General features: G+C 55.7%; 20 protein-coding genes and 1 tRNA gene. 20 read left to right on the top strand and 1 reads right to left on the bottom strand.

Annotation, left to right across the window (positions count from 1 at the left end):
- Window positions 1–16 precede the first annotated feature (16 nt).
- Window positions 17–2,275, bottom strand: a complete 2,259-nt coding sequence (glgB, locus tag ABHR76_RS00440) for a 1,4-alpha-glucan branching protein GlgB (RefSeq protein WP_346976468.1) — start codon at window positions 2,273–2,275, stop codon at window positions 17–19.
- Between the two features lie 331 nt (window positions 2,276–2,606).
- Between glgB and ABHR76_RS00435 the strand changes: the two genes are divergently transcribed.
- From ABHR76_RS00435 to ABHR76_RS00340, 20 genes are all read left to right on the top strand, one after another.
- Window positions 2,607–3,296, top strand: coding sequence for an HAD family hydrolase (locus tag ABHR76_RS00435; protein WP_346976467.1), 690 nt, complete (start codon window positions 2,607–2,609; stop codon window positions 3,294–3,296).
- A 9-nt stretch (window positions 3,297–3,305) separates the two neighbouring features.
- Complete coding sequence (locus ABHR76_RS00430) at window positions 3,306–3,947, top strand: thiamine diphosphokinase (protein WP_346976466.1); 642 nt, start codon at window positions 3,306–3,308, stop codon at window positions 3,945–3,947.
- 69 nt (window positions 3,948–4,016) lie between these two features.
- Window positions 4,017–4,092: transfer RNA gene (locus ABHR76_RS00425), tRNA-Ala, on the top strand.
- A gap of 778 nt (window positions 4,093–4,870) precedes the next feature.
- Window positions 4,871–5,422, top strand: coding sequence for an antiterminator LoaP (gene loaP, locus ABHR76_RS00420; RefSeq protein WP_346976465.1), 552 nt, complete (start codon window positions 4,871–4,873; stop codon window positions 5,420–5,422).
- 54 nt (window positions 5,423–5,476) lie between these two features.
- Entirely contained in the window at window positions 5,477–6,307 is an 831-nt protein-coding gene (locus ABHR76_RS00415) for a sugar transferase (RefSeq protein WP_225093564.1), read from the top strand.
- 3 nt (window positions 6,308–6,310) lie between these two features.
- A complete protein-coding gene (locus ABHR76_RS00410; protein ID WP_117629359.1) occupies window positions 6,311–7,081 on the top strand; it encodes a glycosyltransferase family 2 protein in 771 nt (256 codons plus the stop codon).
- Between the two features lie 12 nt (window positions 7,082–7,093).
- Window positions 7,094–8,188, top strand: coding sequence for a glycosyltransferase (locus ABHR76_RS00405; RefSeq protein ID WP_225093565.1), 1,095 nt, complete (start codon window positions 7,094–7,096; stop codon window positions 8,186–8,188).
- Window positions 8,185–9,240, top strand: coding sequence for an EpsG family protein (locus tag ABHR76_RS00400; RefSeq protein ID WP_346976464.1), 1,056 nt, complete (start codon window positions 8,185–8,187; stop codon window positions 9,238–9,240). The genes ABHR76_RS00405 and ABHR76_RS00400 overlap by 4 nt, the downstream gene beginning before the upstream one ends.
- Before the next feature lie 829 nt (window positions 9,241–10,069).
- The gene (locus ABHR76_RS00395) at window positions 10,070–11,314 is read left to right on the top strand and encodes an oligosaccharide flippase family protein (RefSeq protein WP_346976463.1); all 1,245 of its coding nucleotides are present in this window, start codon (window positions 10,070–10,072) and stop codon (window positions 11,312–11,314) included.
- Complete coding sequence (locus ABHR76_RS00390) at window positions 11,307–12,143, top strand: LicD family protein (RefSeq protein WP_225093567.1); 837 nt, start codon at window positions 11,307–11,309, stop codon at window positions 12,141–12,143. The genes ABHR76_RS00395 and ABHR76_RS00390 overlap by 8 nt, the downstream gene beginning before the upstream one ends.
- On the top strand, window positions 12,136–13,206 hold the full coding sequence (locus ABHR76_RS00385) for a pyridoxal-phosphate-dependent aminotransferase family protein (RefSeq protein ID WP_346976462.1): 1,071 nt from the start codon (window positions 12,136–12,138) through the stop codon (window positions 13,204–13,206). The genes ABHR76_RS00390 and ABHR76_RS00385 overlap by 8 nt, the downstream gene beginning before the upstream one ends.
- 12 nt (window positions 13,207–13,218) lie before the next feature.
- Window positions 13,219–14,064, top strand: coding sequence for a LicD family protein (locus ABHR76_RS00380; protein WP_346976461.1), 846 nt, complete (start codon window positions 13,219–13,221; stop codon window positions 14,062–14,064).
- Between the two features lie 11 nt (window positions 14,065–14,075).
- Window positions 14,076–14,867 carry a hypothetical protein gene (locus ABHR76_RS00375; RefSeq protein ID WP_117800192.1) on the top strand — a complete coding sequence of 264 codons (792 nt, stop codon included), beginning with the start codon at window positions 14,076–14,078 and terminating at the stop codon, window positions 14,865–14,867.
- 28 nt (window positions 14,868–14,895) lie between these two features.
- Window positions 14,896–16,284 carry a Gfo/Idh/MocA family oxidoreductase gene (locus ABHR76_RS00370; RefSeq protein ID WP_346976460.1) on the top strand — a complete coding sequence of 463 codons (1,389 nt, stop codon included), beginning with the start codon at window positions 14,896–14,898 and terminating at the stop codon, window positions 16,282–16,284.
- An 816-nt stretch (window positions 16,285–17,100) separates the two neighbouring features.
- On the top strand, window positions 17,101–18,006 hold the full coding sequence (locus tag ABHR76_RS00365; protein WP_346976459.1) for a hypothetical protein: 906 nt from the start codon (window positions 17,101–17,103) through the stop codon (window positions 18,004–18,006).
- A gap of 30 nt (window positions 18,007–18,036) precedes the next feature.
- Window positions 18,037–18,567 (top strand): hypothetical protein, encoded by a 531-nt coding sequence (locus ABHR76_RS00360; protein ID WP_346976458.1) that lies wholly within the window; start codon window positions 18,037–18,039, stop codon window positions 18,565–18,567.
- Window positions 18,568–18,871: 304 nt separating this feature from the next.
- Window positions 18,872–19,984: a hypothetical protein gene (locus ABHR76_RS00355; protein ID WP_346976457.1), complete on the top strand. Its 1,113-nt coding sequence runs from the start codon at window positions 18,872–18,874 to the stop codon at window positions 19,982–19,984.
- 189 nt (window positions 19,985–20,173) lie between these two features.
- On the top strand, window positions 20,174–20,449 hold the full coding sequence (locus ABHR76_RS00350) for a type II toxin-antitoxin system RelB/DinJ family antitoxin (RefSeq protein WP_055310766.1): 276 nt from the start codon (window positions 20,174–20,176) through the stop codon (window positions 20,447–20,449).
- Window positions 20,446–20,745, top strand: coding sequence for a type II toxin-antitoxin system RelE/ParE family toxin (locus tag ABHR76_RS00345; RefSeq protein ID WP_117641041.1), 300 nt, complete (start codon window positions 20,446–20,448; stop codon window positions 20,743–20,745). Before ABHR76_RS00350 ends, ABHR76_RS00345 begins: the two co-directional genes overlap by 4 nt.
- A gap of 476 nt (window positions 20,746–21,221) precedes the next feature.
- Window positions 21,222–21,950, top strand: a 729-nt coding sequence (locus ABHR76_RS00340; RefSeq protein WP_346976456.1) for a hypothetical protein, incomplete at its 3' end; no start/stop codon positions are given.

Genomic DNA, 21,950 nt, shown 5'->3' with positions numbered 1-21,950 from the left:
AGAGGTAAGAGCTTTGTTACGCGTCCTTGCTAGTTGCTTTGCGGGCGCCTGCCTTAGCCTTGGGAGCAGCCTTTTTAGTAGCTGCCTTCTTGGCTGCGGCCTTGGCCGTGGTCTTGGCGGCAGACTTGGTAGCCTTCGCCTTAGCCGGAGCCTTCTTGGCTGCCGCGGTCTTGGGTTTCACCGAGGACGCACGCTTGCGCGTCGCCTTCTTGGGCTCCTCGACCACGGGCGGTTTATAGCTGCTGGGACCGCGGCGCTTGAGTACCACGCCCGCCAGGCCGGGCACCTTGATCTCGATGGAGTCCATCTGCCCGTTCCAAGGATAGGGCTCACTCGAGCAGGTGTAGGGCTCCTCACCGGCGTATCCGCTGCCGCCAAACTCGGGACGGTCGGAATCGAAGATGACCTCCCAGTCACCCTCGCGCGGTACGCCCACGCGGAAGCTCTCATAGCTCGCCGGGTCAAAGTTGATCAGGATCACCAGGTCGTCGTCGACGTCCTCGCCCTGACGCACAAAGCTCACGATAGACTGCTTGGAGTTGTCCGCGTCGATCCAGGTAAAGCCGTCGTCGGTGTATCCGCGCTCATATAGGGCGGGCTCGGCGGTGTACAGGTGGTTGAGCGCCTTGATAAACGCCTGATGATGACGGTGGGTCTCATATTCCTCGGTCAGGAACCACTGAATGGACTCGTAATAGCGCCACTCAATAAACTGGCCGATCTCGTTGCCCATAAAGTTGAGCTTGGCACCGGGGTGCGTCATCTGGTAGAAGGCCAGCGTGCGCAGGCCGGCAAACTGGCGCCACCAGTCGCCCGGCATGCGGCCGATGAGCGAGCACTTTCCGTGCACGACCTCGTCGTGGCTCAGCGGGCAGATGAAGTTCTCGGTAAAGGCGTACATGATGGAGAACGTGAGCAGCCCGTGGTTGCCGGGGCGCCACGGAAAATCGGTCTGCATGTAGTGCAGGGTGTCGTTCATCCAGCCCATGTCCCACTTGTAGTGGAAGCCCAGGCCGCCGTCCTGCGGCGGATAGGTCACGAGCGGCCACGCGGTGGACTCCTCGGCCATCATCATCACGTCGGGGAAGTGGGCCTCCACGGCGCAGTTGACCTGGCGTATAAACGCGCTGGCGTCCAGGTCCTCCTCGGTACCGTACTTGTTGAACTTCTTTTGGCCGGGATCGTCGATGCCAAAGTTGAGGTACAGCATACTGGACACGCCGTCCATGCGAATGCCGTCCACGTGGAAGTTCTCGAGCCAATACAGCACGTTGGAGACCAAGAAGGAGCGGACCTCGCCGCGGGCAAAGTCAAACTTGTGCGTGCCCCAGTTGGGGTGAATCTCGTGCTCAAACAGCATGTGGCCGTTAAAGGTGGCAAGGCCGTGGGAGTCGGCGCAAAAACCGCCGGGCACCCAGTCCATAATCACGCCGATGCCCGCCTCGTGGCACGCATCGATAAAGTGCATGAGCTGCTGCGGGTTGCCGTAGCGCGACGTGGCGGCATAGTAGCCGGTCGTCTGGTAGCCCCAGGAGCCATCGAAGGGGTGCTCCATAAGCGGCATGACCTCGATATGCGTGTAGCCCATGTCGCGCACGTAGTCTACGAGCTCCACCGACAGGTCGTCGTAGGTGTAGAACTCGCCGCGCTGGGCGGGGAAGGGATCCATGGGACCAGGGTAGTTGCCGTACTCGTCCGGATCGCCCTGCGGCGCGTCGCCGTGGCGCTTCCACGAGCCAATATGCACCTCGTAGATGTTAAGCGGCTGCGACATGTGGTTGTGGCCGGCGCGGCGCTTGAGCCACGCGGCGTCGTTCCACTTGTAGCCATCGAGGGTCCACAGCACGCTCGCGGTACCCGGAGGGCATTCGGACTTAAAGGCATACGGATCGGCCTTGTAGAGCTTTTCGCCCTCGTTGGTCTCGATGAGGTATTTATAGAGCTGGCCCTGCTCGGCGCCAGGAATAAAGCCTTCCCAAATAGCGCTCGTATGCACGGGCACCAGCGGGTTGGCTTCCTCATCCCAGTCGTTAAATTCGCCAATAACATGGACGCTCTTTACGTCGGGCGCCCAAACGCAAAAGCGCCAGCCGCGCGTGCGCTGCTGCGTGTCGGGATGCGCGCCCATCTTTTCCCAGCTGCGCTCCCACGTGCCGATGCCAAACAAATAGACATCGTCCTTGGTGAGCTCCGGTGCGTGCGGAGCCGGTTTGCGGGTTGCGGGCTTTTTAGCCGTTGGCTTTAGCTTTGTATCGCTCACGTTTGATCCCATCATGACGCGGCAGCGTGTTGCCTTGGTGACTAGATGCGAAAGGTCCAAGGCTGCACGAATCGAAGGGACGGCGAAGTTTCTGTGATTCGTTCCACCTCGCGTGCTCGGTGGAACTTTCGGCAGAAACTACGATAACACCCTTGCGTTAGTTTTATGGACGAAAGCGGATTTGCGGGGGCGTTTAATCGGTAAGCGACATGTTTATACCACTGGCAGAATTGCCGTAGTAAAACTCTTGACAGTTTTACCAATTAGGGTTTCAAAATTGTTAGCCTGACGTTTGGTAAAACGTTTTTAGCAGGTTGTTTACCATTTGACATTGAAAGGTTCGTTTATGTCCCATACCGCCGCTCCCAAGGTTGCTTTTATTTTCGATTGCGACGGCACACTGGTTAATAGCACCCCCGTTTGGGCCTATGCCCAGCCCGAGTTATTGCATCGTCACGGGATTGACGTGACCGTGGATGACTTTGCCCAATTTGAGCACCTGTCGCTGGAGGATGAGTGCCAGGCCTACCACGACACCTGGGGCATTGGCGCGAATGGCGAGGAGCTGTATCGCGAGCTGAGCAATATTCTGATTGATGGGTACTCCAAGGTGCCGCCGCGCGAGGGGCTCCTGGCATTTTTGAAGCAGGCGCAGGCGGCGGGCATTGCCATGTGCGTTGCCACGTCCACGCCGGCCGAGCTGGTTAAGTCTGCGCTTGCGGGCGCCGGGCTCGACGCTTATATGGAGTTTGTTACCACGACGGGCGAGGCTGGACGCTCCAAACAGTTCCCCGATGTGTACGAGCTGGCGCAGCGCCGCCTGGAGGAGCGCCATGGGCACAAGTTTGAGCGCGCATGGGTGTTTGAGGACGCGGTCTTTGGCCTTAAGAGCTCTGGGGTAGCCGGCTTTAAGCGTGTGGGTATTTATGACCCGCACGGCCGCATGAAGCGCGACGACGTACGCGCCAACTGCGATATCTTTATCGACAGCTACGAAGAGCTTGACCTGGCTCGCGTGCTTTCGTTTGAGGGATAGGCGAGGGCTGTGGCTTGCAAGGTATTAGTGGTCTGCGGCTCACCCGTGGTGGCGAGTGCGGATCTGTTGCGTAGGCTAGCTGGGAAGTGCGATCACGTTGTCGCCGTGGACCGCGGACTCGACGCGCTGCTGGGCGCGGGACTGTGCTGTGACGTGTATGTGGGGGATGCCGACACGGTGAGTGATGCGGGCCGCGCATTAGTCGATGCCGCCACCGACTTTGAAGTTGAGCGCCACGACCCGTACAAGGACTACACCGATCTGGCGCTGGCGCTCGATTCCGTCCACCGTCGCTGGTCGGGATCCGAAGTGGTTGCGACCTGCGCCACCGGCGGCCGTCCGGACATGGCGCTATCCGTACTGGGCCTGCTCGCGGGCTACGAGGATGCCCCTGTCTGGATTGCTGAGGACAAGGTAGTCGCCCGCATCATTCGCGCAGGTGAGTCGTGGACCATCGAAGGCGCCGAAGGCAAGACGTTCTCCATCATCGCCATAGCCCCTGGGACAGTTGTAAGCGAACACGGCCTAGAATGGGAGCTTGACCACAGCCCCCTGGGCCTGCTAGCCGACATGGGCATTAGCAACGTCGTCAGGGGTACAGCAAAGATCCAAGTTCACACCGGCACCGCCATCGCTTACCTATATCATTAGGCATTTAGAGTCTGACCAAAAAAGTCCTTGCACGTCGCGCCAACTTCCCCTATAGTATCTTCCCGTCACGGGGGCGTAGCTCAGCTGGGAGAGCGCTTGACTGGCAGTCAAGAGGTCAGGGGTTCGATTCCCCTCGTCTCCACCATCGTGAATGCAAAGGCCTTCGGAATCCCGGAGGCCTTTTTTCATTTCAAAATACCTCGCGCCACAAACCCCTCCTTCGGCAACAAAAAGTTGCACAATTTATTTCCCATGTCTGTACATAGTTTGTTAGACGAACGCGATCATCGGCGCAGCTCGCTGCTTCATTTGAGCTTCAGGAACGCCCCTAATCACCGCCAGTACCTTAATAACCTGCATCAATGTGAACAACATCGCAAAACAGCCCTCTTGAACACGCTAAATGAACGAAATGTTGTCCATTACTGCCCAAATCAGTTTCACTAACAGCTTGTGCTATTATACATAACGTTACATGAGTTCACTGTGCTCACGGCTCCAGCAAGTCACAAAGCGCAGGGTCGATCAGCATCCGGCCGTAACGGCGGTGTTAGAAAAACCACGAGCTCCAATATTGATTGCCATGCACGTTTTATTCTTGCTTTTGCGTCTAATTAATTAGTTCGCTTTAGGTACTGCAATAAGTTGCTTTGGCAAACCACAGCAGTCCAACAGCTGTTTGCGTGCGGTCCAGTTTCGTACCTGCTTGACTGGCTCGCACGCAGCCAACTGGGGCGCGGTCATTTTGCGATATGCGTCCGCTCCTCTAGCAACTGCATTTGTACATACCGTTCACGGTGGGGCAGAGCCACGTGCTTGTCTGACTGGGCTCAGGGTTTGAATATGGAGCGCCTTTGCGCACAAGCGCCCTGGCGAAGCCATACCCAAACCCCGTGAGCCACACGTAAGACAGCAAGGGGGTGGTGCTCGTGTGGTATGTGATCCAAGTCATTAACGGTCGCGAAGACGTAATGCGCGAGCGCATTGAGCGCATGGTGCCGGTTGGTGCCATGCAAGAGCTCTTTTATCCCCAATATCAAACCGAGATCAAGGTACACGGCGAATGGGTCAACACGACCAAGCCTCTGTTCCCCGGTTATCTCATCTGCGATACGTCAGACCCTCGCACCGTGCAACAGTATCTGCTGCGCATGGACGACTTTGCCCGGGTGCTTGCCCAGGACGGTCAGTTTGTGCCGCTGGCAAAAGAAGAGGCCCAACTCATAAGCAGCTTTACGCATAGGGGAGACCGCGTAGTGCCCATGAGTGAGGCCCTAAAAAACGGCGACCAGGTCGTAGTAACGGCTGGTCCACTGCTGGGCCACGAAGGCCTCATCAAAACCATTAATAGACGCAAGTGCACTGCTTATTTGGAGCTCGACCTGTGCGGCCGGCGCGTAACCACCCGCGTTGGCCTTGCCGTTCTTTCAAACGAGCAGCGCGTCATGCGCAACTTTAAAAAGGCGATCGCCTAGCTGCAGACGGTCGCTACACAGAACAGGGAGGATCCCCGACCCGGGGACGAAGTGTTGGAAGAGAACGTGTCGGATAAAACTGAATATATAACTGATGTTCCTTGTGGTACGTCAATGATCGGTCAAGTCATTGATCGGCAGAATGGCTCTCATGCTCCTGTGGCGACGGAATTTCCGCCTCCCGTCGAGAACCCTGCTCCGGCGCAAGGTTTCGTAGCGACAGGAAGCTATAAGGCACCCGCTGCCGATCCCAATGCTGCTGCTCCCAAGAAAGGTGGGCCAGGCTACTTTGCCTTCAAGCGAGCCTTTGACATCGTGTTCTCTGCTGGCGTCTGTGTGGTATTGGCTATCCCCGTCGTAGCTGCATGCATCGCCATAGAGATTGACTCTCCCGGCAAGCCGTTTTTTCGCCAAAAGCGAGTCGGTAAGGGCGGCAAGCCTATCTATATCTTCAAACTCCGAACCATGGTCTCTGATGCTCACGAGCATCCTGAGAAGTACATGACTCCCGAGCAGTTGGCGCAATGGCAGCGCGAACAGAAGGTTGACGATGATCCCCGAATCACGCGTGTAGGCCGCTTTCTTCGCCGCACTTCGTTGGACGAACTTCCTCAATTCATTAACGTTCTCTCGGGTGATTTATCCGTCATTGGCCCTCGTCCCGTAACACTTGAGGAAACGTATGAATACGGCGATGCACGCGATGAGGTGCTCGCATGTAAGCCTGGCATCACCGGTTGGTGGGCTGCGACTGACCGCAATGAATCCACGTGGAGAAGTGGTCAGAGGCAAGCTCGTGAGCTCTTTTATGTGCGCCATCAGTCGCTCGGGTTGGATACCCGCGTGTTCGTAAAAACGTTCAAGGCGATGAGGAGGGGGAAGTAACGTATGACCGATTCTCCCCTGGTTTCAATCATTATGCCCCTCTACAATGCTGAGCCGTATCTTGTCGAGACCTTCGACTCCGTTCTTTCTCAATCCTATAAGAACTGGGAGCTCATCGTGGTCGAAGATTGCTCTTCGGACGCATCTCTTCGACTTGCGAAGGAATACGAGAATAAGGATCGTCGTATCTCGGTTCATCCCAACGAGCACAACGTTGGTGCGGCTAAGTCGCGCAATACCGGTATCGAACACGTTTCCGGCGATTTCGTCGCGTTCATGGACGCCGATGACGCATGGCTTCCGGATAAACTTGATCACCAGCTTGCGTACATGCGGGATTGTGGTCTGGGGATGTGTTTCACCTCGTATGAGACCATTGAGTCTGACGGACAGCATAGGAATTACGTACACGTACCCAAGAGCATCGACTACGACGGTTTTCTCAAGAACACCGTGACCTGCAGCCATACCATCGCGTTCGACCTCTCGAAAATACCCCTGAGTCTTCTCGTTTGTCCCGATTTCGGGGATTCGTTCGATTTCCCTGAAGACATGGTCGTCTGGCTCCAGGTCCTCAAGAGTGGCGTTCCAGCCGGCGGCCTCGACGAGGTGCTTGCAAAGAACAGGAAACATGGCGGCTCCCGCTCCGCTAATAAATTCCGTGCAGTTTCCCGCACGTGGAACGCCTACCGAAAAGTGGAGAAGATAAACCCAGTCTATTCCGCGTATTGTCTGTTCTGGCAGCTGACGCACGCGGTGCTTAAAAGGATTTAGGATTGAGGCTGAATGAGGATTCTATTTCTCTCGAACCTTGAGTTTGAGGGCTTCGCGGGCCCTACGTACTGTGTGCCTGCACTGATCGGGGCCTTATCCGAACTCGAAGAGGTTGTCTGGTATAACATGAGACCTGTCGAGCGCGAAGAATGGAGGGGTCTTCCTTTCTACAGGAACCCTAACGACTTTGCTTTCAACATTGAAGATTTCACCAGTCGAATCTGGGGCCCTGACCTAATCGTTTTCGAGGGTTTTTATGCGTTTCATCCCAACGCGACCCTCTTGGGCGTGCTGTCTTCGGGTATACCATATGTGATTGAGCCGCACTGCGCCCTCACGAGCGGAGACCAGGGGAAGAAAACCTTTAAGAAACGAATCTGCAACGCCGTTTTCTACAACCGTTTCGCTCAAGGCGCCGCTGCGATCCACTACCTTACCGAGAAGGAACGCGATGAGTCCGGCGAGAAATGGAACCGGAACAGCTTCATCGAGCCGAACGGCATAGAAGTGCCCAAGGAGCGCCCTCATCGGGAGTCGTGGCATGGCGACGTGCCTGAAATTGTGTTCGTTGGCAGAGTGGAGCCCTATCAAAAGGGATTGGACATCCTCCTCGAAGCACTTACTCCGTTGAATGCTCGCGCGGATTCACCGCGCTTCCATCTCTCGATTTACGGCAACTCCGTCAACGGCTTCTCAAATGAGATGGAGAAAAAGCTACAGGCCGCGGGGCTTTCAGACGTTGTTGCCGTTCGCGGCCCTGTATACGGGGATGCGAAGGATGCGGTTCTGCGCGCCGCGGACATCTTTCTCCTCACATCACGCTACGAGGGGATGCCGATGGGTCTGCTCGAGGCGTGCGCCTACGGGTTGCCATGCGTGGTAACCCCGGGTACCAACATGTCTGACGTCATCCTCGCAGAGGGAGCCGGATGGGTCTGCGACCTTTCTCCCGAATCCGTGCGGGAAGCCATCGTCGCCGCCGCCAGCTCTGCTGAGGCCTATGCGGAGATGGCCCTGGCCTCACGTCGCGTTGCGGAGTTGTTTTCGTGGCCCTCGATCGCCAAGTCGATTCGAACCGATTATCTCAAGGTGATTGGGCGCGCATGACGATTTATCTGATGGAAATAGTCGTGATTCTCGTTCTCGGTGTAATCACGGGCGTGTCGCGCGGGGATGCTGAGAGACGATGCTTTATCATCTTGGCCTGCCTGGTCTTGTTCGCGTTCTCCGGCCTGAGAAGCTATGCGGTCGGAGTGGATACGCTCCAGTACTGGAACGCTTACCTGACGGCGTGGATGGCACACTCCTGGTATGAAACCGGGTTCCTGTACCTCCTCCGGGCTTTGAACGTGGTCAGCCCCAATCCGCAGCTCCTTCTTCTCTTCACCAGTGCGGTCATGACCGCCTGCGTCGGGTATGTGGTCTATAAGTCGGACTGCAATCCCGTGCTCGCACTCTTCCTCTATGTGACACTTCTGACGTACGCCTCCTTTATGAACCTCATGCGCCAAGGTATCGCCGCCGCAATCATCATCGCGGCGATACCTTGGCTGGAGTCCGGGAAGAGGATCCGTTTCGCTGCGGCGGTCATTTTCGGCTCCCTGTTTCACTCGACCGCCATCGTCATGCTCGCGCTCATTCCGCTCTCGGCGCTCGCACCGACAAAGAAAGTCATGCTGGGTTATGGCGTCGTCGCGTTGGCTTTGGCCCTTTCCCCTGATGTCGTGTGGAGCTTCGTTGAGAAGAACTTTGACAAGTACTCGACGTATAGCATGTCCTCGTGGTCGGGGGGGAATGCGCTCGCGGCGCCGATCATGACCGCCATGGACGCTTTGCTGATTGTCGTTTCCCATTTGTTTGGGGTGGGGGCTTCGGATGACGACAGGGAGGAGAGGGTTCTTTTTCATGGATCCATGCTCCAGGTCGTCTTCCAGTTCCTCGCTTGCTTCGTGAACATCTTCCAGAGGCTGACGACGTTTACCTCGTTTTTCCTTGTCTTATACGTGGCGCTGCGATTCCGAAAGATCGATACAAAGCTCAAGTTCCTCCTCGTTTACGGCATATGCGCAGTTACGGCCGTGTTTTTTGTAGTAATTATGGTCTACCGGCCGCAATGGCACGGTGTCGTTCCTTTTTCCTTTTTCTGGCAGCTTGTTTAGATTCATGAGGATTGTTAAATGGGACTAGTGTTGAACAATCTCGGGAGGATCGCCAAGCATTCGGTCCATCCGAAGCCCCTCGCGTACCACACGCGAGGGGCTTCGGATGGACCTCCTGAATCTGCGTGGCCAGGGAGCGCTTACCCGGGTTTCGGCCACCACTTAACGTTCCTCGCCCGAGCTCCACGACTTATGACCTGCAACACTTTTGGTCGACATCACCGTGATTATTCCCCGCTATATCAGCGAGCTCGGGCGGGTCATTTCTGTGGGGACGAAACACTCGAGCGGCGTTGCGTGGGGAAGGATCTTCGATCGCGAGACGCGGCAAGGCCTAGAGCTTCTCAAAGATGGGTGGTTTGAGGACACTGTGCGGACATAAATGATCGTGCTGAGGTTCAGGGGTCGACCATCGACGAATTGGACTACTCATACCAAAAGCAAGTTGACTCGTTAACCTCGAACAGCCTGTCGAGCAAGAGGTCTATAGACAGGTACTTCACGATCGAAGCCATGCTTGCTTTGCGCCGGACATTGGCCTTTCCTTTTCACCAGAGGATGTATGACCAGACTCTCTATCAGCTCGGTATCTTGTTTGCAAACCTCACGGTCGCGCTCGTTGACGAAGAATCTCGCTGCGTTTTTGCTTTTGCTACCGAGTTGATGAAGGCGAATGGGCCATCCCGAGAATGTTCTTTTGGAAGTCGATAGCGTCCTCTGGCGGCTGGCGTCGCTTTCGCTTTAAGGGCTCAGGCACCCGCTCTTTATTGCCTTGCGCTTTAGCTCGAATAGAAACGAAAACTGAAATTTGTTTGGGTTGATATAGATATTGAAAAGCAGTAACACACTCGCCAAAAACATAATTTGGCAGTACGGATTACAAGTACTTAAGTACGTATTCCCCCTCATCCTCGTGCCGTACCTCACGCGCGTGCTGGGCACGGGTGGCTACGCCGTCTATGCCTACGTGTTGTCGTTCATGGGAATCGTCCAGACGCTCGCTGACTTCGGTTTCATGCTTTCCGGAACAAAGCAAGTCGTCGACCTGAGGGACAACTGCGAGGTCCTTTCACGCCTGCTCGGCTCCATAGAGCTCGCTCGTCTTCTCCTCGCCGCCGGCCTGTGCGCGGTCGTCGTGGTCGTCGCCCAGTTCATCCCACTGCTCTGGGACAATATGGGGTATGTACTGATTGCCTATGTTTCCACCGTGCTCAGGGCCTTGCTACCGGATTTCATGTTTCAAGGTTTTGAGGACATGGAGCCGCTCACCACGCGTTTCTTCGCGGCAAAGGTGATCACGGTCGGCCTGACTCTTCTGGTGGTCCATGGACCGCAGGATCTTCTGCTCGTCGCAGTTGCGGATGCCCTGGGCGGCTTGGTAGCGCTTATCTGGAGCTTCATGACCGTTCGAACCCGCTACGGCGTGCGGGTTTCCTTCGGTGGCTTCCGAAACGCCTTGGCTGAGCTAAAGAGATCTGCCGTGTATTGCGTGTCGAACATCGGCACCACCCTTGTCTCGGGGTTCACCACTTTCGTCGTGGGAATCGTGCTCACCGACCCGACGGAAATCGCGTACTGGTCGCTCGCCCTCACAACCGTGAGCGCGGTTCAAGCGCTCTATTCTCCAATATCCAGCAGTCTGTATCCCCATGTTGTGGCGCATCGGGATCTGGGCGCTGTTAGGAAGATGGCGATTATGGCAGCTCCCGCCCTATTGGTCGGCACCGTTGCGTATTGCCTGCTGTCCCCGCAGGTGTTTTTTCTACTTGGCGGACAGGGCTACGTTGCGGGTTCTTGGGTCATGGTTGCCCTCAGCCCTGTCCTGCCGCTCTCTTTCTATTCGATCTTGATTGGCTGGCCGGTACTCGGCGCTTTGGGTAAGGTCAACGAACTTACCGCCTCGACTGTTGCCTCAGGTGTTATTAACGCTGCTCTGCTCCTCGCGATGGCGCTTCTCGGCCGGTCATCTTTGCTCACGATCTGCGTAATCCGCTGCATAGCCGAGGTCGCGCTACTTGGAACCAGGGGGTTTGCGCTGATTGAATGTTTAAGGAAGGGAAAGTTGCATGAGTAACATCACCCCGCTCTCTATCGAAGAGCTACACCAGAAGGAGCTGGAGCTTCTTGAAGCGTTTGATGCCTTTTGCTCCGAACACGGCCTTCGATACTCACTTACAGCCGGCACTTTGCTTGGCGCTATTCGCCACAAGGGATTCATCCCCTGGGATGACGATATCGACGTCTGTATGCCGCGCCCCGATTATGATCGTCTTGCAACGCTTGCTGGCGAGTTGCCGGCTGGACTCAGGCTCGTTGGCCCCGAGAACAGCCCGTTTGTTTACCCCTGGCGCAAGTTCTGCACCGAAAGTATTAGAGCTCAAGAGCCTACCTATGAAGGGGTCATGGATCAAATGCTCTGGATAGATGTTTTCGTTATGGATGGCGTTTCTTCTGACGAGAGCGAGATTGAGCGCATGCAAGTCCGCATGAACAAGGCCTCGCGTGCAAGCGTTTGGTCGAGCGCCAATCATAATTCGGACTCAATGGGAAAACGCTTCATAAAGAACGCAGCCAAAGCGCTTCTTAATCCGGAGCACGCAAAGACGAAGATGATGGCAATGGCTGAGCGCGTTGCAACCGAGCCTGGTTACGACGCGGCAAGCCGCGTCAGCAGCGTACTCGGACTGGCCAAACACGGGTGGTCGCTTCCCAAGGAAGGCTACGAGGACATGGTCGAGGTTGAGTTCGAGGAGCACATGTTCCCCGCCATGGGCTGCTGGGACGAATACCTGACCAAGTGCTACGGGGATTACATGCAGCTGCCGCCGGAGGACAAAAGACAGACGCACTGCCTGAAGGCATGGTGCGTGAACGAAGACACTAAGGAGAATGCAGATGCTTAACTTCACCGTTGGTCCGGTTATGAGTCCCAGCGAGGTGCTGGAAGTTTCAGCCAAGAGCGCACCCTATTTCCGCACACCAGAGTTCTCTCAGGTAATGCTAGAGAACGAGCGCATTATGTTGGACTTGTTGTCCGCACCCAAGGATTCACGCTGCGTGTTTCTAACGGCTTCTGGCACAGGCGCTATGGAGGCTGCTGTGATGAGTGTCTTAGCGCCCGCTGAGCGAGTTGCAGTGGTCAATGGCGGCAGTTTCGGGCAGAGGTTCGTCGACTTATGCCAACTTCACGGGCACAACGTCAACGAGATTAAGCTTGAGTTCGGGCGTCAGGTCACGCGGAAAAACCTCGAGGATGCGGTGGAATCCGGCTGCGGTGCGTTGCTCGTGAACATGCATGAGACCTCGTCGGGACTATTGTACGACATGAGGCTCCTATCCGAGTTTTGCCGCGAACGCGAGATGCTCTTGATCGTCGACGCAGTGAGCGCGTTCATCGCCGAAGAGATTGACATGGCGGCTCTCGGCGCCGACGTGGTGCTGACGGGTTCGCAAAAGGCGCTAGCTTGCCACCCGGGCATCTCCCTCATGGCTCTCTCGCCGCGCGGACAGGAAAGGGTAGCGGAGAATCCCGAGGTTTGCTCCTACTTGAGCCTAAAGGAAGCCCTGCGCAACGGCGAGCGTGGGCAGACTCCCTGGACGCCTGCTGTCAACACGCTGCTTGAGATCAATGCGCGTTTGAGGTCGATCGAGGCGCGCGGGATCGACGCGGAGCGCGCCGAGATCGCGTCGCGCGCGAAGGCCGTGCGCGACGCCCTGACGAGCACCACACTCGAGATGGTCCCCGAGAACCCCTCCAATGCAGTGACGGCGCTCCGTTGCCCCGCGAGCAACGCGAAGGCAATCATCGAGCGCGCCAAAACCGGGTACGGCATGTGGCTGTGCCCAAACGGAGGCGCGCTGTGCGACGAGGTGTTCCGCATCGGGCACATCGGTGCCATCACAGAGGAGGACAACGACAGGCTTATCGACTGCCTGACCTCGCTATCGGCCGAGGGTCTGTTCTAGGTGGGGGCGCAGATGAAACAGGTAAAGGTCATAGAAGGAGAGGACTTCCGGCGCATGCAGCTATTGGAGCTCGACATGCTCGTGGAGTTCGACCGCGTGTGTCGCGCTCACGGGATTGCGTACACAATCTTCGGCGGGACGCTCCTTGGCGCAGTGCGCCACAAGGGCTATATCCCCTGGGATGATGATGCTGATATTGCAATGCTTCGTGAGGACTACGAGAGGTTCCGTTCTGTCGCCCATGAGATGGACCCGTCCATCTGTTTCTTCCAGGACCATCTGAGCGATCCTGAATACAGGTGGGGGTACGGCAAGCTCAGGCGCACCGGAACGAAGTACGTGAGGGTCGGACAGGAGCACTTGAAGTGCAAAACAGGAGTCTTTGTCGACGTGTTCCCCATGGACGACGCGCCTCTTGGTGTGGGCGGCCAAATTCTGCAGGACTTCTGGTGCATGTGCCTGCGCAAGGTCCTATGGTCTGAGGTCGGCAGACTCGACCCCCGCGTGTCGGCTCCGCTCAGGGCCTGGTTCTCGCTATTGTCCAAGATACCCGCAAAGGCGGTTTATGCTCTAGCCGCTCCAATGGAGCGCAAGAGCACGGACGACAGCCCCAACCGCGTGAGGACGCTGCTGTTTCCAGCTACCGGTACCCTCTATCGAGAAAATCCGCTCGAAGAGCGTTACGCGATGCCTAAGGAGTGGTTTAAGGACCTGTCGGAGTACGAGTTCGAAGGGAAACGTTTGATGGGGACACGTGACTTCGACGCGATCCTCACTTACATCTATGGTGACTACATGCAGTTGCCGCCCGAGGACCGCCGAGGGCAGCACTCGCCGGTATCGAGCTACGAGTTTTAAGGAAAACGAACGTGAATGTGAAGAAAGTGGCCTGCTGGGACGAGGGCTTGCGGCGTGTTCTGGAAGGTCAGCGCGTTGAAAACCCCTACGCACTTATCGATGCGCTGACCTACGGGTTCGAGGGCGACAACGTTGCGTGCTGGGAGGTCTTCGACGAAAGCCGACTCGAGGCGGTCGTTTACCGATATTATGACGGACTCCAGGTCGTCTTCTGCGGGCAGGCAGGCCACCGCGCAATCCGGGCCGTCGCGACCCTCGTTGAGAAAATGGACCCCTCCATGGTCCAAACCTCTTACAGTGCTGCGGCAGAGCTCGCCACCGTGCTCGCCGACTACAGTTTGTCTGAGGGGTGGGTTATGCGGGCTGACGGAACTCAGGTACCAGACCCCGCGGCGGTCAGGGCGACCGAGGCCGACTATCCTGAGATCGCCAGGCTCATCTGCGGCGACGAGGAGATTGGCAAGCACTACGATGTCAGCGCGCTCGTGGCTCAGTTGTGCGAGAGAGAGCGGCTTCAGGGCTGCAGGAGCATAGTCATTAGGGATAGCGAAGGAATTGCTGCGCATATGGCGACCTATGCCGAGTCCGACGATGTTGCCGTCTGCGCCGGGCTCAAGGCACGCCCTGGTGCGGAGAAGGGTGTCGGGGCGCGGGTGCTCTCATCGCTGGCCGTCGAAGTGGCCGCGCGCGGCCTCATACCTTTGCTGTACTGCTACATAGAGCCACTGTGGCCTTGGTACGAGGCCCATGGGTGGGAGAAAGCCTTCCACGTCGCGAAGCTCGAGCACTGCGGCAATTACTAAACAAGCCACGAAAGGGAAGGTGAGGCCCATGAGGAAAGTGATCACATATGGAACGTACGACCTTCTGCACCGGGGCCATGTGCGCCTGCTGGAACGCGCCAAGGCGCTCGGCGACTACCTGGTCGTGGGCGTAACCGCCGATGGCTTCGACAAGGTGCGCGGGAAGATTAACGTTTCCCAAACCCTCAACGAGCGCATGCGTTCTGTCCAAGAGCTCGGGATTGCTGACGAAGTAATCGTTGAAGAGTACGAGGGCCAGAAGATTGACGACATCAGACGTATGGGAATTGATGTGTTCACCGTAGGCTCTGACTGGGTTGGTAAGTTCGACTATCTCAGGGAATACTGTGAGGTAGTCTACCTTGATCGTACGCAAGGCGTCTCGAGCACCGAGCTTCGCGCCGAAAGTGGACATCTACGAATGGGGTACGTGGGCAAGCGTGTGCTAGTGGAGAAGTATCTGCGTGAAAGTGCCTTCGTGAATGGCGTTGACCCCACCTGCGCGATGATCGACAGTGATGGAAGCCTCGCAGGCTGTGGCTTAGTCGAACAGGTTAATGATTTCGATGAGATAGTCGGTCGATGCGACGCAATCTACCTTGCATCGCATCCCAATCAGCACTATGGACAGATTAAGCGAGCGCTTGAGGCAGGCAAACATGTTCTATGTGAGAGCCCCATTGCCTCAACGCGTGAGGCGTGCCAGGAACTGCAGGCGCTCGCACGCTCAAAGGGCCTCGTTTTGGCCGACGCGATCAAGACGGCGTATTCAACGGCCTACCATCGACTGCTTCTGCTTGCCAAGAGTGGTCACATTGGACGAGTTCTTTCGGTGCGCGCTGTATGCACCAGCCTTGTTGATCTTGGCAGTGAGGACATCTCGAGCGTTGAGGGCAAGTGGTCGAGCTCCAAAGCCTGGGGTCCAGCAGCGTTGCTGCCCATCTTGCAGCTACTCGGAACTAATTATCAATCAGCCGATTTTGTAAGGGCCGACCTTGAAGGTCACGCTGGCTTTGACGCGTTTGGTGAGATCCGACTGGCATTCGAGGATGGCTACGGCGAGGCGGTTTTCGGCAAGGCGGCTAAATCTGAGGGGTCGCTTGTGGTTTCCGGCACGGATGGCTACATTTACGTACCCGCTCCCTGGTGGAAAACAGACTACTTCGAGGTACGCAAAGAGGATCCTTCTCAAAACAAGCGGTATTTCTTCCAGCTTGACGGCGAGGGAATTCGCAACGAGCTCGTCGAGTTCGCGCGAGCAGCTGAGCGTGGAGGCAAATGCGGTCTTTACATCGATGATAGTGTATCCGCCGCCATAGCTGGCCTGCTGGGTCAATTCGGCGCAAGTAAAGACCACATCGAACTGTCGCCTATCAAGCTCGGGAGCGACACCTGTGGTGAGGGCGTAGCGAGATAGCCGCGCTTAGATATACACTCGACACATTATTCATGCCGTAATCTGAAGCATGGGGGAGTGGTGACCATCATTCTTCTGGGTGATAGCGGTCTGTATCTCGATTGCATGCTTATCTTTCATTGATTTAATAACAACGCAAGCAGCGGCTTGCGAATAACGGAAGTCGAAATTTAGCTACTTTCACATAAACTCTTTCTATGTGTTTTGACTTACGTTGGCTCAAAAATTGACTAAGCCAACTTTTGAACCAACGTAAACCTCCGTAGGCACTTGAATGTGTCTTCGCTATTTGGTACTTGGCTAAACAAAACAAATGAAGGACCCTTTGCTAGGGTCATCATCACCACAAAATTTGATTTAGAATCAGGCTTAAATTTTCGGCACGATCTTCGGGGACCTTCCGGTCTCCGCATCATCAACTGTTTTCTAAACTGTTATATAAATTAAGATCGACCCCTGAGGAATGGAAAGAGATCCTCGGGGGTCGATTTCATAAATGGGAAATCAAATACATCCGGGCAGAAACTATCAATCTAATATTCGAAACAATGACTGAATTGCTATTACCCGTATATTACTCCTTGCTGGAGAACCATTGGACGATCCCATATGTTGACTTCGGTAGTGTTGGCCCAGGCTACGTCTTGAACCGCAACCTATGTTTAGGAGAATATCTTAACTAGAGCCGAGGGGTTATAATGGTATTTCCCAATGCTGAAAAATATTTACTTTGCATGCAGCACGGTATTTTTAATTGTCCACCAGCAGGAATAAAATTGCATCAACGTTAATTTGATCGCTTTAGGAGATGCTCTAATGCCCGGATTGTTCGCGATGCACTCACTTGTTGTCTATAGGCTTTGGGCAAATACCTATAGACACAAGGAGGAAAGACTCGATGTCTCGAATTACGGCAACAAACCTTTACTAGACTACATTTTTAGCTTTGTTAATGACAATAACGCACCGTTTCAAGTAAATGAAGGTGAACGGTTCATTCAGTTCGATTCTTATAGGCAAATAAATGACAGTGTTTTAGTCAATCTAAAATCTGGTCGCGCGGGACTTCATGTTGATGTCGTTGACACAAGAACAATGACCGATAGTGGCATTTCCTACACAGAGGAAATGGCCGGCATGGTCCCTTCTAGGCTACTCATTAAATGTACTCCTGGATTAGGCTATGCGTTGATTGGGATTGAATCAGTTCCGAATGGCGGAGGCGCCTCAGTGCCAGTTACAGCACTAAAGAATTATATTGCCAGTCATTCAACGGGAATAACCTTAAAATCAGAACGCGTACAAGAAAGGTCTGCACTTGACGCATTTACGGGAGTGGAGCAATTCGAACTTCGCCGTTATCGCCCCTCCAAAAACATTGAAGACGGTACCGTGGCAAACGTGGGAACTATATCATTCATTGCAAAACATAAAAGAGGTCTTCGCATCCCTCTAGCGACAATTGATATGATTAAAGACAAGAAAGCGGTTGCGGAGTATTTTGGCGTTACGAGCAACTATTCTGGTCGAGAAGAAGTTTTTGCCACGCTAAAGCAACGTGACGGAAAACCTAAGACGTTTATGCTTGATAAGGAATTCGCAGTTCCCATAACTGAAGTATTAAATGAATCAGGACAGCCGCCACTTTCTGATGATCGGTTTATCGCCGTTTGTCTTAATAGTTTCGCCAGAGCAGAGGATGTCTTCAATAGAGATAAATAGTCTATTAGGTTACTCCGGAAGGTCGGTAGCATGGGCAAAATTAGCTTCTGGCAACTTCTAATCAAATATATTGCTACACTCCGCAATTATCAAACTAATAAAATATCGCACGGCGATATATTTGTTCAGCTAATTGCGCCCGCTTTGCTGTCGGTGGCTCTATTTTTTAATTGGCCTGACAGCTGCATTAACCTTGAAGATTTAATATCTAATCTAATTAGCTGCATTTCTATAATTTCTGGCCTTATGTGTGGTGTTGCGGTACTTCTCTTTCAATTGCGCTTACAAATGAGCTCTCAAAAAGATCCAAAACCACTCGATCGCGAGCTTACAATGGTTGATGAATCTTTTCATATATCTATGTGGACTGTTTTGGACGGGCTCTTCGTTGTTGGCTTGTTATGCATTGCCCCATTGACCAAAAACATCAATGAGCTATTTTCCAGATTCTTATTCTGTCTCGCGGCCTTCTTTCTTCTTAACTTTTTAATTGTCACACTCATGACTCTTAAACGAATCAGCGCTGCATACACAACGTTTTCACGCGGCTGGAAAATGTAGCCCCAAGCCCATGAGCCTTTGAAGATAGTGTTTCACGGAGCCTCACATATGTAGAAGAATCCAAATCAAATTAGAGTTTTGCGGACGAAGCCAACAATCTCGGTTGCATACGCAATGACTTACGAGCATCGTTTGACGTGACCCGATCCATTCACCGATTGGCAAAACGATTTACACCTAATTATTGGCACTGCTCAGGGGCATTTTCTTTGTTTGCGGCTTGATCTCGTTAAACTAATAACTGCTGCTACCAGGGCATTTTCTGGTGCACATTCTATTGGCTCCTGCGAAGATCGGAGCGGGTATGTTTGCTGCCAAGTCCTACACCAGCCGTCATTACATTGCGATTGTTGCCATGGCCTGCCTATGCGTTTTGCTGGGCGGGCCTTCTTATGCCGCGGGCGCGGAGAGCCTCATCATCGCGGACGCGACATACTACGAGCCGGGCGTGTCGGGCCCCGGCTGGGCGTGGACCGATGCCGACCACCTGGAGCTTAACGGCTACGCGGGCGAGGCCATCGGGGCCGACGGCGACCTGGTGCTGACGCTTGCCGGGCGGAACTCCGTGACGGAGTCGCATGCGCCCGATGCGGACATCACGCTGTGCGGCATGGAGGTGTGGGGCAACCTGACGCTTCGCGGCACCGGGACCCTGACGGCGACGGGCTCGCAGTGCGGGATCCACGTCTCACGGGCGCTCGTGGTGGACGGCTGCACCGTCGATGCCCGGGCGGACGGGGCCGATATTACGGACGAGGCGGTCGCCGGCGTGATCGCAGGCGACATGGCCGTGCGCGGCGGCGGGCGCGTCGTTGCCGCGGGCACAGGGTCCGTGGCGGGCGTGCGCGCCTATGGCGTGTATCTGCAGGATGCGGGCCTTGGCGATGGTGCGGCCGGCTGTCGGCTTTCTGTCGACGCCTCGTGGCTGGATGCGGCCGGTGCCGATGGCGGCGTTGCGTGCACGGGCGGGTCGCTTGTGTCTGCGCGGTTTGTGGCGCCTGCCGGCGGGGCTTTTGGTGCTGATGGTGTGGTGGATGCCGGCGGTGCGCTGGTGCCGCATGTGGTGGTTGAGCCCGAAGGCGCCACGCCGCCGGCAGGGGAGACTGGCGGGCGCGACGTGCCGGGCGGAGAGGCGGGTGAGCCTTCCTCCGATGCCGACCCCGCTGCCGGAGAGCCCACCACAGAGCCCACGGCAAATCCGGCGCTGAAACCCGCGGCCACAACAACCAAGACATCAACGACAGTAACCAAGACCACGGTCGCCAAAGTCTCCAAGCCCAAGGCTGCCACCGCAACAACTGCGGCACTCCCCAAGACTGGCGACACCAATTGGATCGCCGCGTCCTTTACGCTACTCCTGTTGGGACTGGGGCATCTAGGTGCCGCATATCGCTGTTGGGGCGTGCGGCATGCCTAGCTGCAATACAAGAGCCCTGTAGAAGCTTTAAAGGCAACGCTTTCCGAAAGGGAGCGTTGCCTTTTTACTGCATGCAATGTATGAGGTGCCGTACCACTAAAAGGCTTAGTTAATTGATTGTAATTACATAATCTACTAGTGTATGTGCGTTATACTAAGGTTGCACTCACACGATTGGAGGGTCCAAAAATGGCAAGCTCAACATTAACCATTAGGGTTGACGATGACCTCAAACGCGAGGCAGCAGAAGTGGCTGATTACTATGGACTTGATTTGTCGTCCGTGACGCGCGCATTCTTCAAGCAAATGGTCAACACCCATCGCATCCCGTTGACTTTTGCCCCTGAGGAGCCCAATGCCGAAAGCCTTGAGGCCATTCGCGAGGGGGACGCGTTTCTTGCATCTGGCAAAAAAGGACGTTTTGACAATGGCGCCGATCTTATCGCTGCGGCGATGGCACAATGAGCACGTTAACCGCAGAGTTCTCTGCAGCCTTCTCCCGCGATTTAAAGAAAAAAGCAAAGCGCCGTAAATGGGATCTATCCGAGCTTCAAAAGCTAATTGACCTGGTGCTACAGAATACACCCGAGTCAATGGACATATTAAAACGACGTCATAATATGCACCGGCTAAGCGGCAACTGGGCAGGGCGAAACGAATGTCACGTAGCAAACTCTGGCGACTGGCTTGTCATATGGTCATCAAACGAAGAGGTAGCTTTCTTTGAACGCACCGGCAGCCATGATGAGCTGTTCCGATAGCTCCCTTAATATCGACGCCACCAAAGCTATCCGGATTTCAAGCAAATGACATCCTATTTGTTCAACATTGTTGGAGATTTAGCTGCGCAATGATGATTGCCTCCCATCCTAGGCTGGAATATCGTCTCCAAACCAGGCCCTGGCAGCGGTTTGCTCTGCAAAAGGTTGCGCAATGTGCTCGCCGGTAGATCCTGCGTGTGGCCATACGCTACCAGACTCTCCCTTTTCATCGACAGGTTCCTTAAAGCGATGGCCCAACACTGTCGATGAGCGGAATGCGGCAAACTGCGCCCCCGCGTTCTCTATCGAGGTGCGTCGATCCTAGCTACGAGGGGTTCGCCCAGATCGAGACGACCTATTAAGGCATCTCTGTCCCTGTCGTTTCGATGAACACCTTCGACCTGACTCATGCCTTACGCGATGTTCGGACAAACTCGGTTATAGCGATTTGCCTTCTCATTAAAAGGGACTGCAAGATGTTTACCGCCATGGCCTGCCTGTGCGTTTTGCTGGGCGGGCCTTCTTATGCCGCGGGCGCGGAGAGCCTCATCATCGCGGACGCGACATACTACGAGCCGGGCGTGTCGGGCCCCGGCTGGGCGTGGACCGATGCCGACCACCTGGAGCTTAACGGCTACGCGGGCGAGGCCATCGGGGCCGACGGCGACCTGGTGCTGACGCTTGCCGGGCGGAACTCCGTGACGGAGTCGCATGCGCCCGATGCGGACATCACGCTGTGCGGCATGGAGGCGTGGGGCAACCTGACGCTTCGCGGCACCGGGACCCTGACGGCGACGGGCTCGCAGTGCGGGATCCACGTCTCACGGGCGCTCGTGGTGGACGGCTGCACCGTCGATGCCCGGGCGGACGGGGCCGATATTACGGACGAGGCGGTCGCCGGCGCGATCGCAGGCGACATGGCCGTGCGCGGCAGCGGGCGCGTCGTTGCCGCGAGCACCGGGTCCGGAGCGGGCGTGCACGCCTGCGGCGTGTATCTGCAAGATGCGGGCCTTGGCGATGGTGCGACTGGCTGTCGGCTTTCTGTCGACGCCTCGTGGCTGGATGCGACCGGTGCCGATGGCGGCGTTGCGTGCACGGGCGGGTCGCTTGTGTCTGCGCGGTTTGTGACGCCTGCCGGCGGGGCTTTTGGTGCTGATGGTGTGGTGGATGCCGGCGGTGCGCTGGTGCCGCATGTGGTGGTTGAG

The organism is Collinsella aerofaciens (assembly GCF_039752985.1).
Classification (GTDB): Bacteria; Actinomycetota; Coriobacteriia; order Coriobacteriales; family Coriobacteriaceae; genus Collinsella; species Collinsella aerofaciens_BT.
The sequence above is the reverse complement of the archived record's forward strand: the minus strand, read 5'-3'. Positions and strand labels throughout refer to the sequence as shown.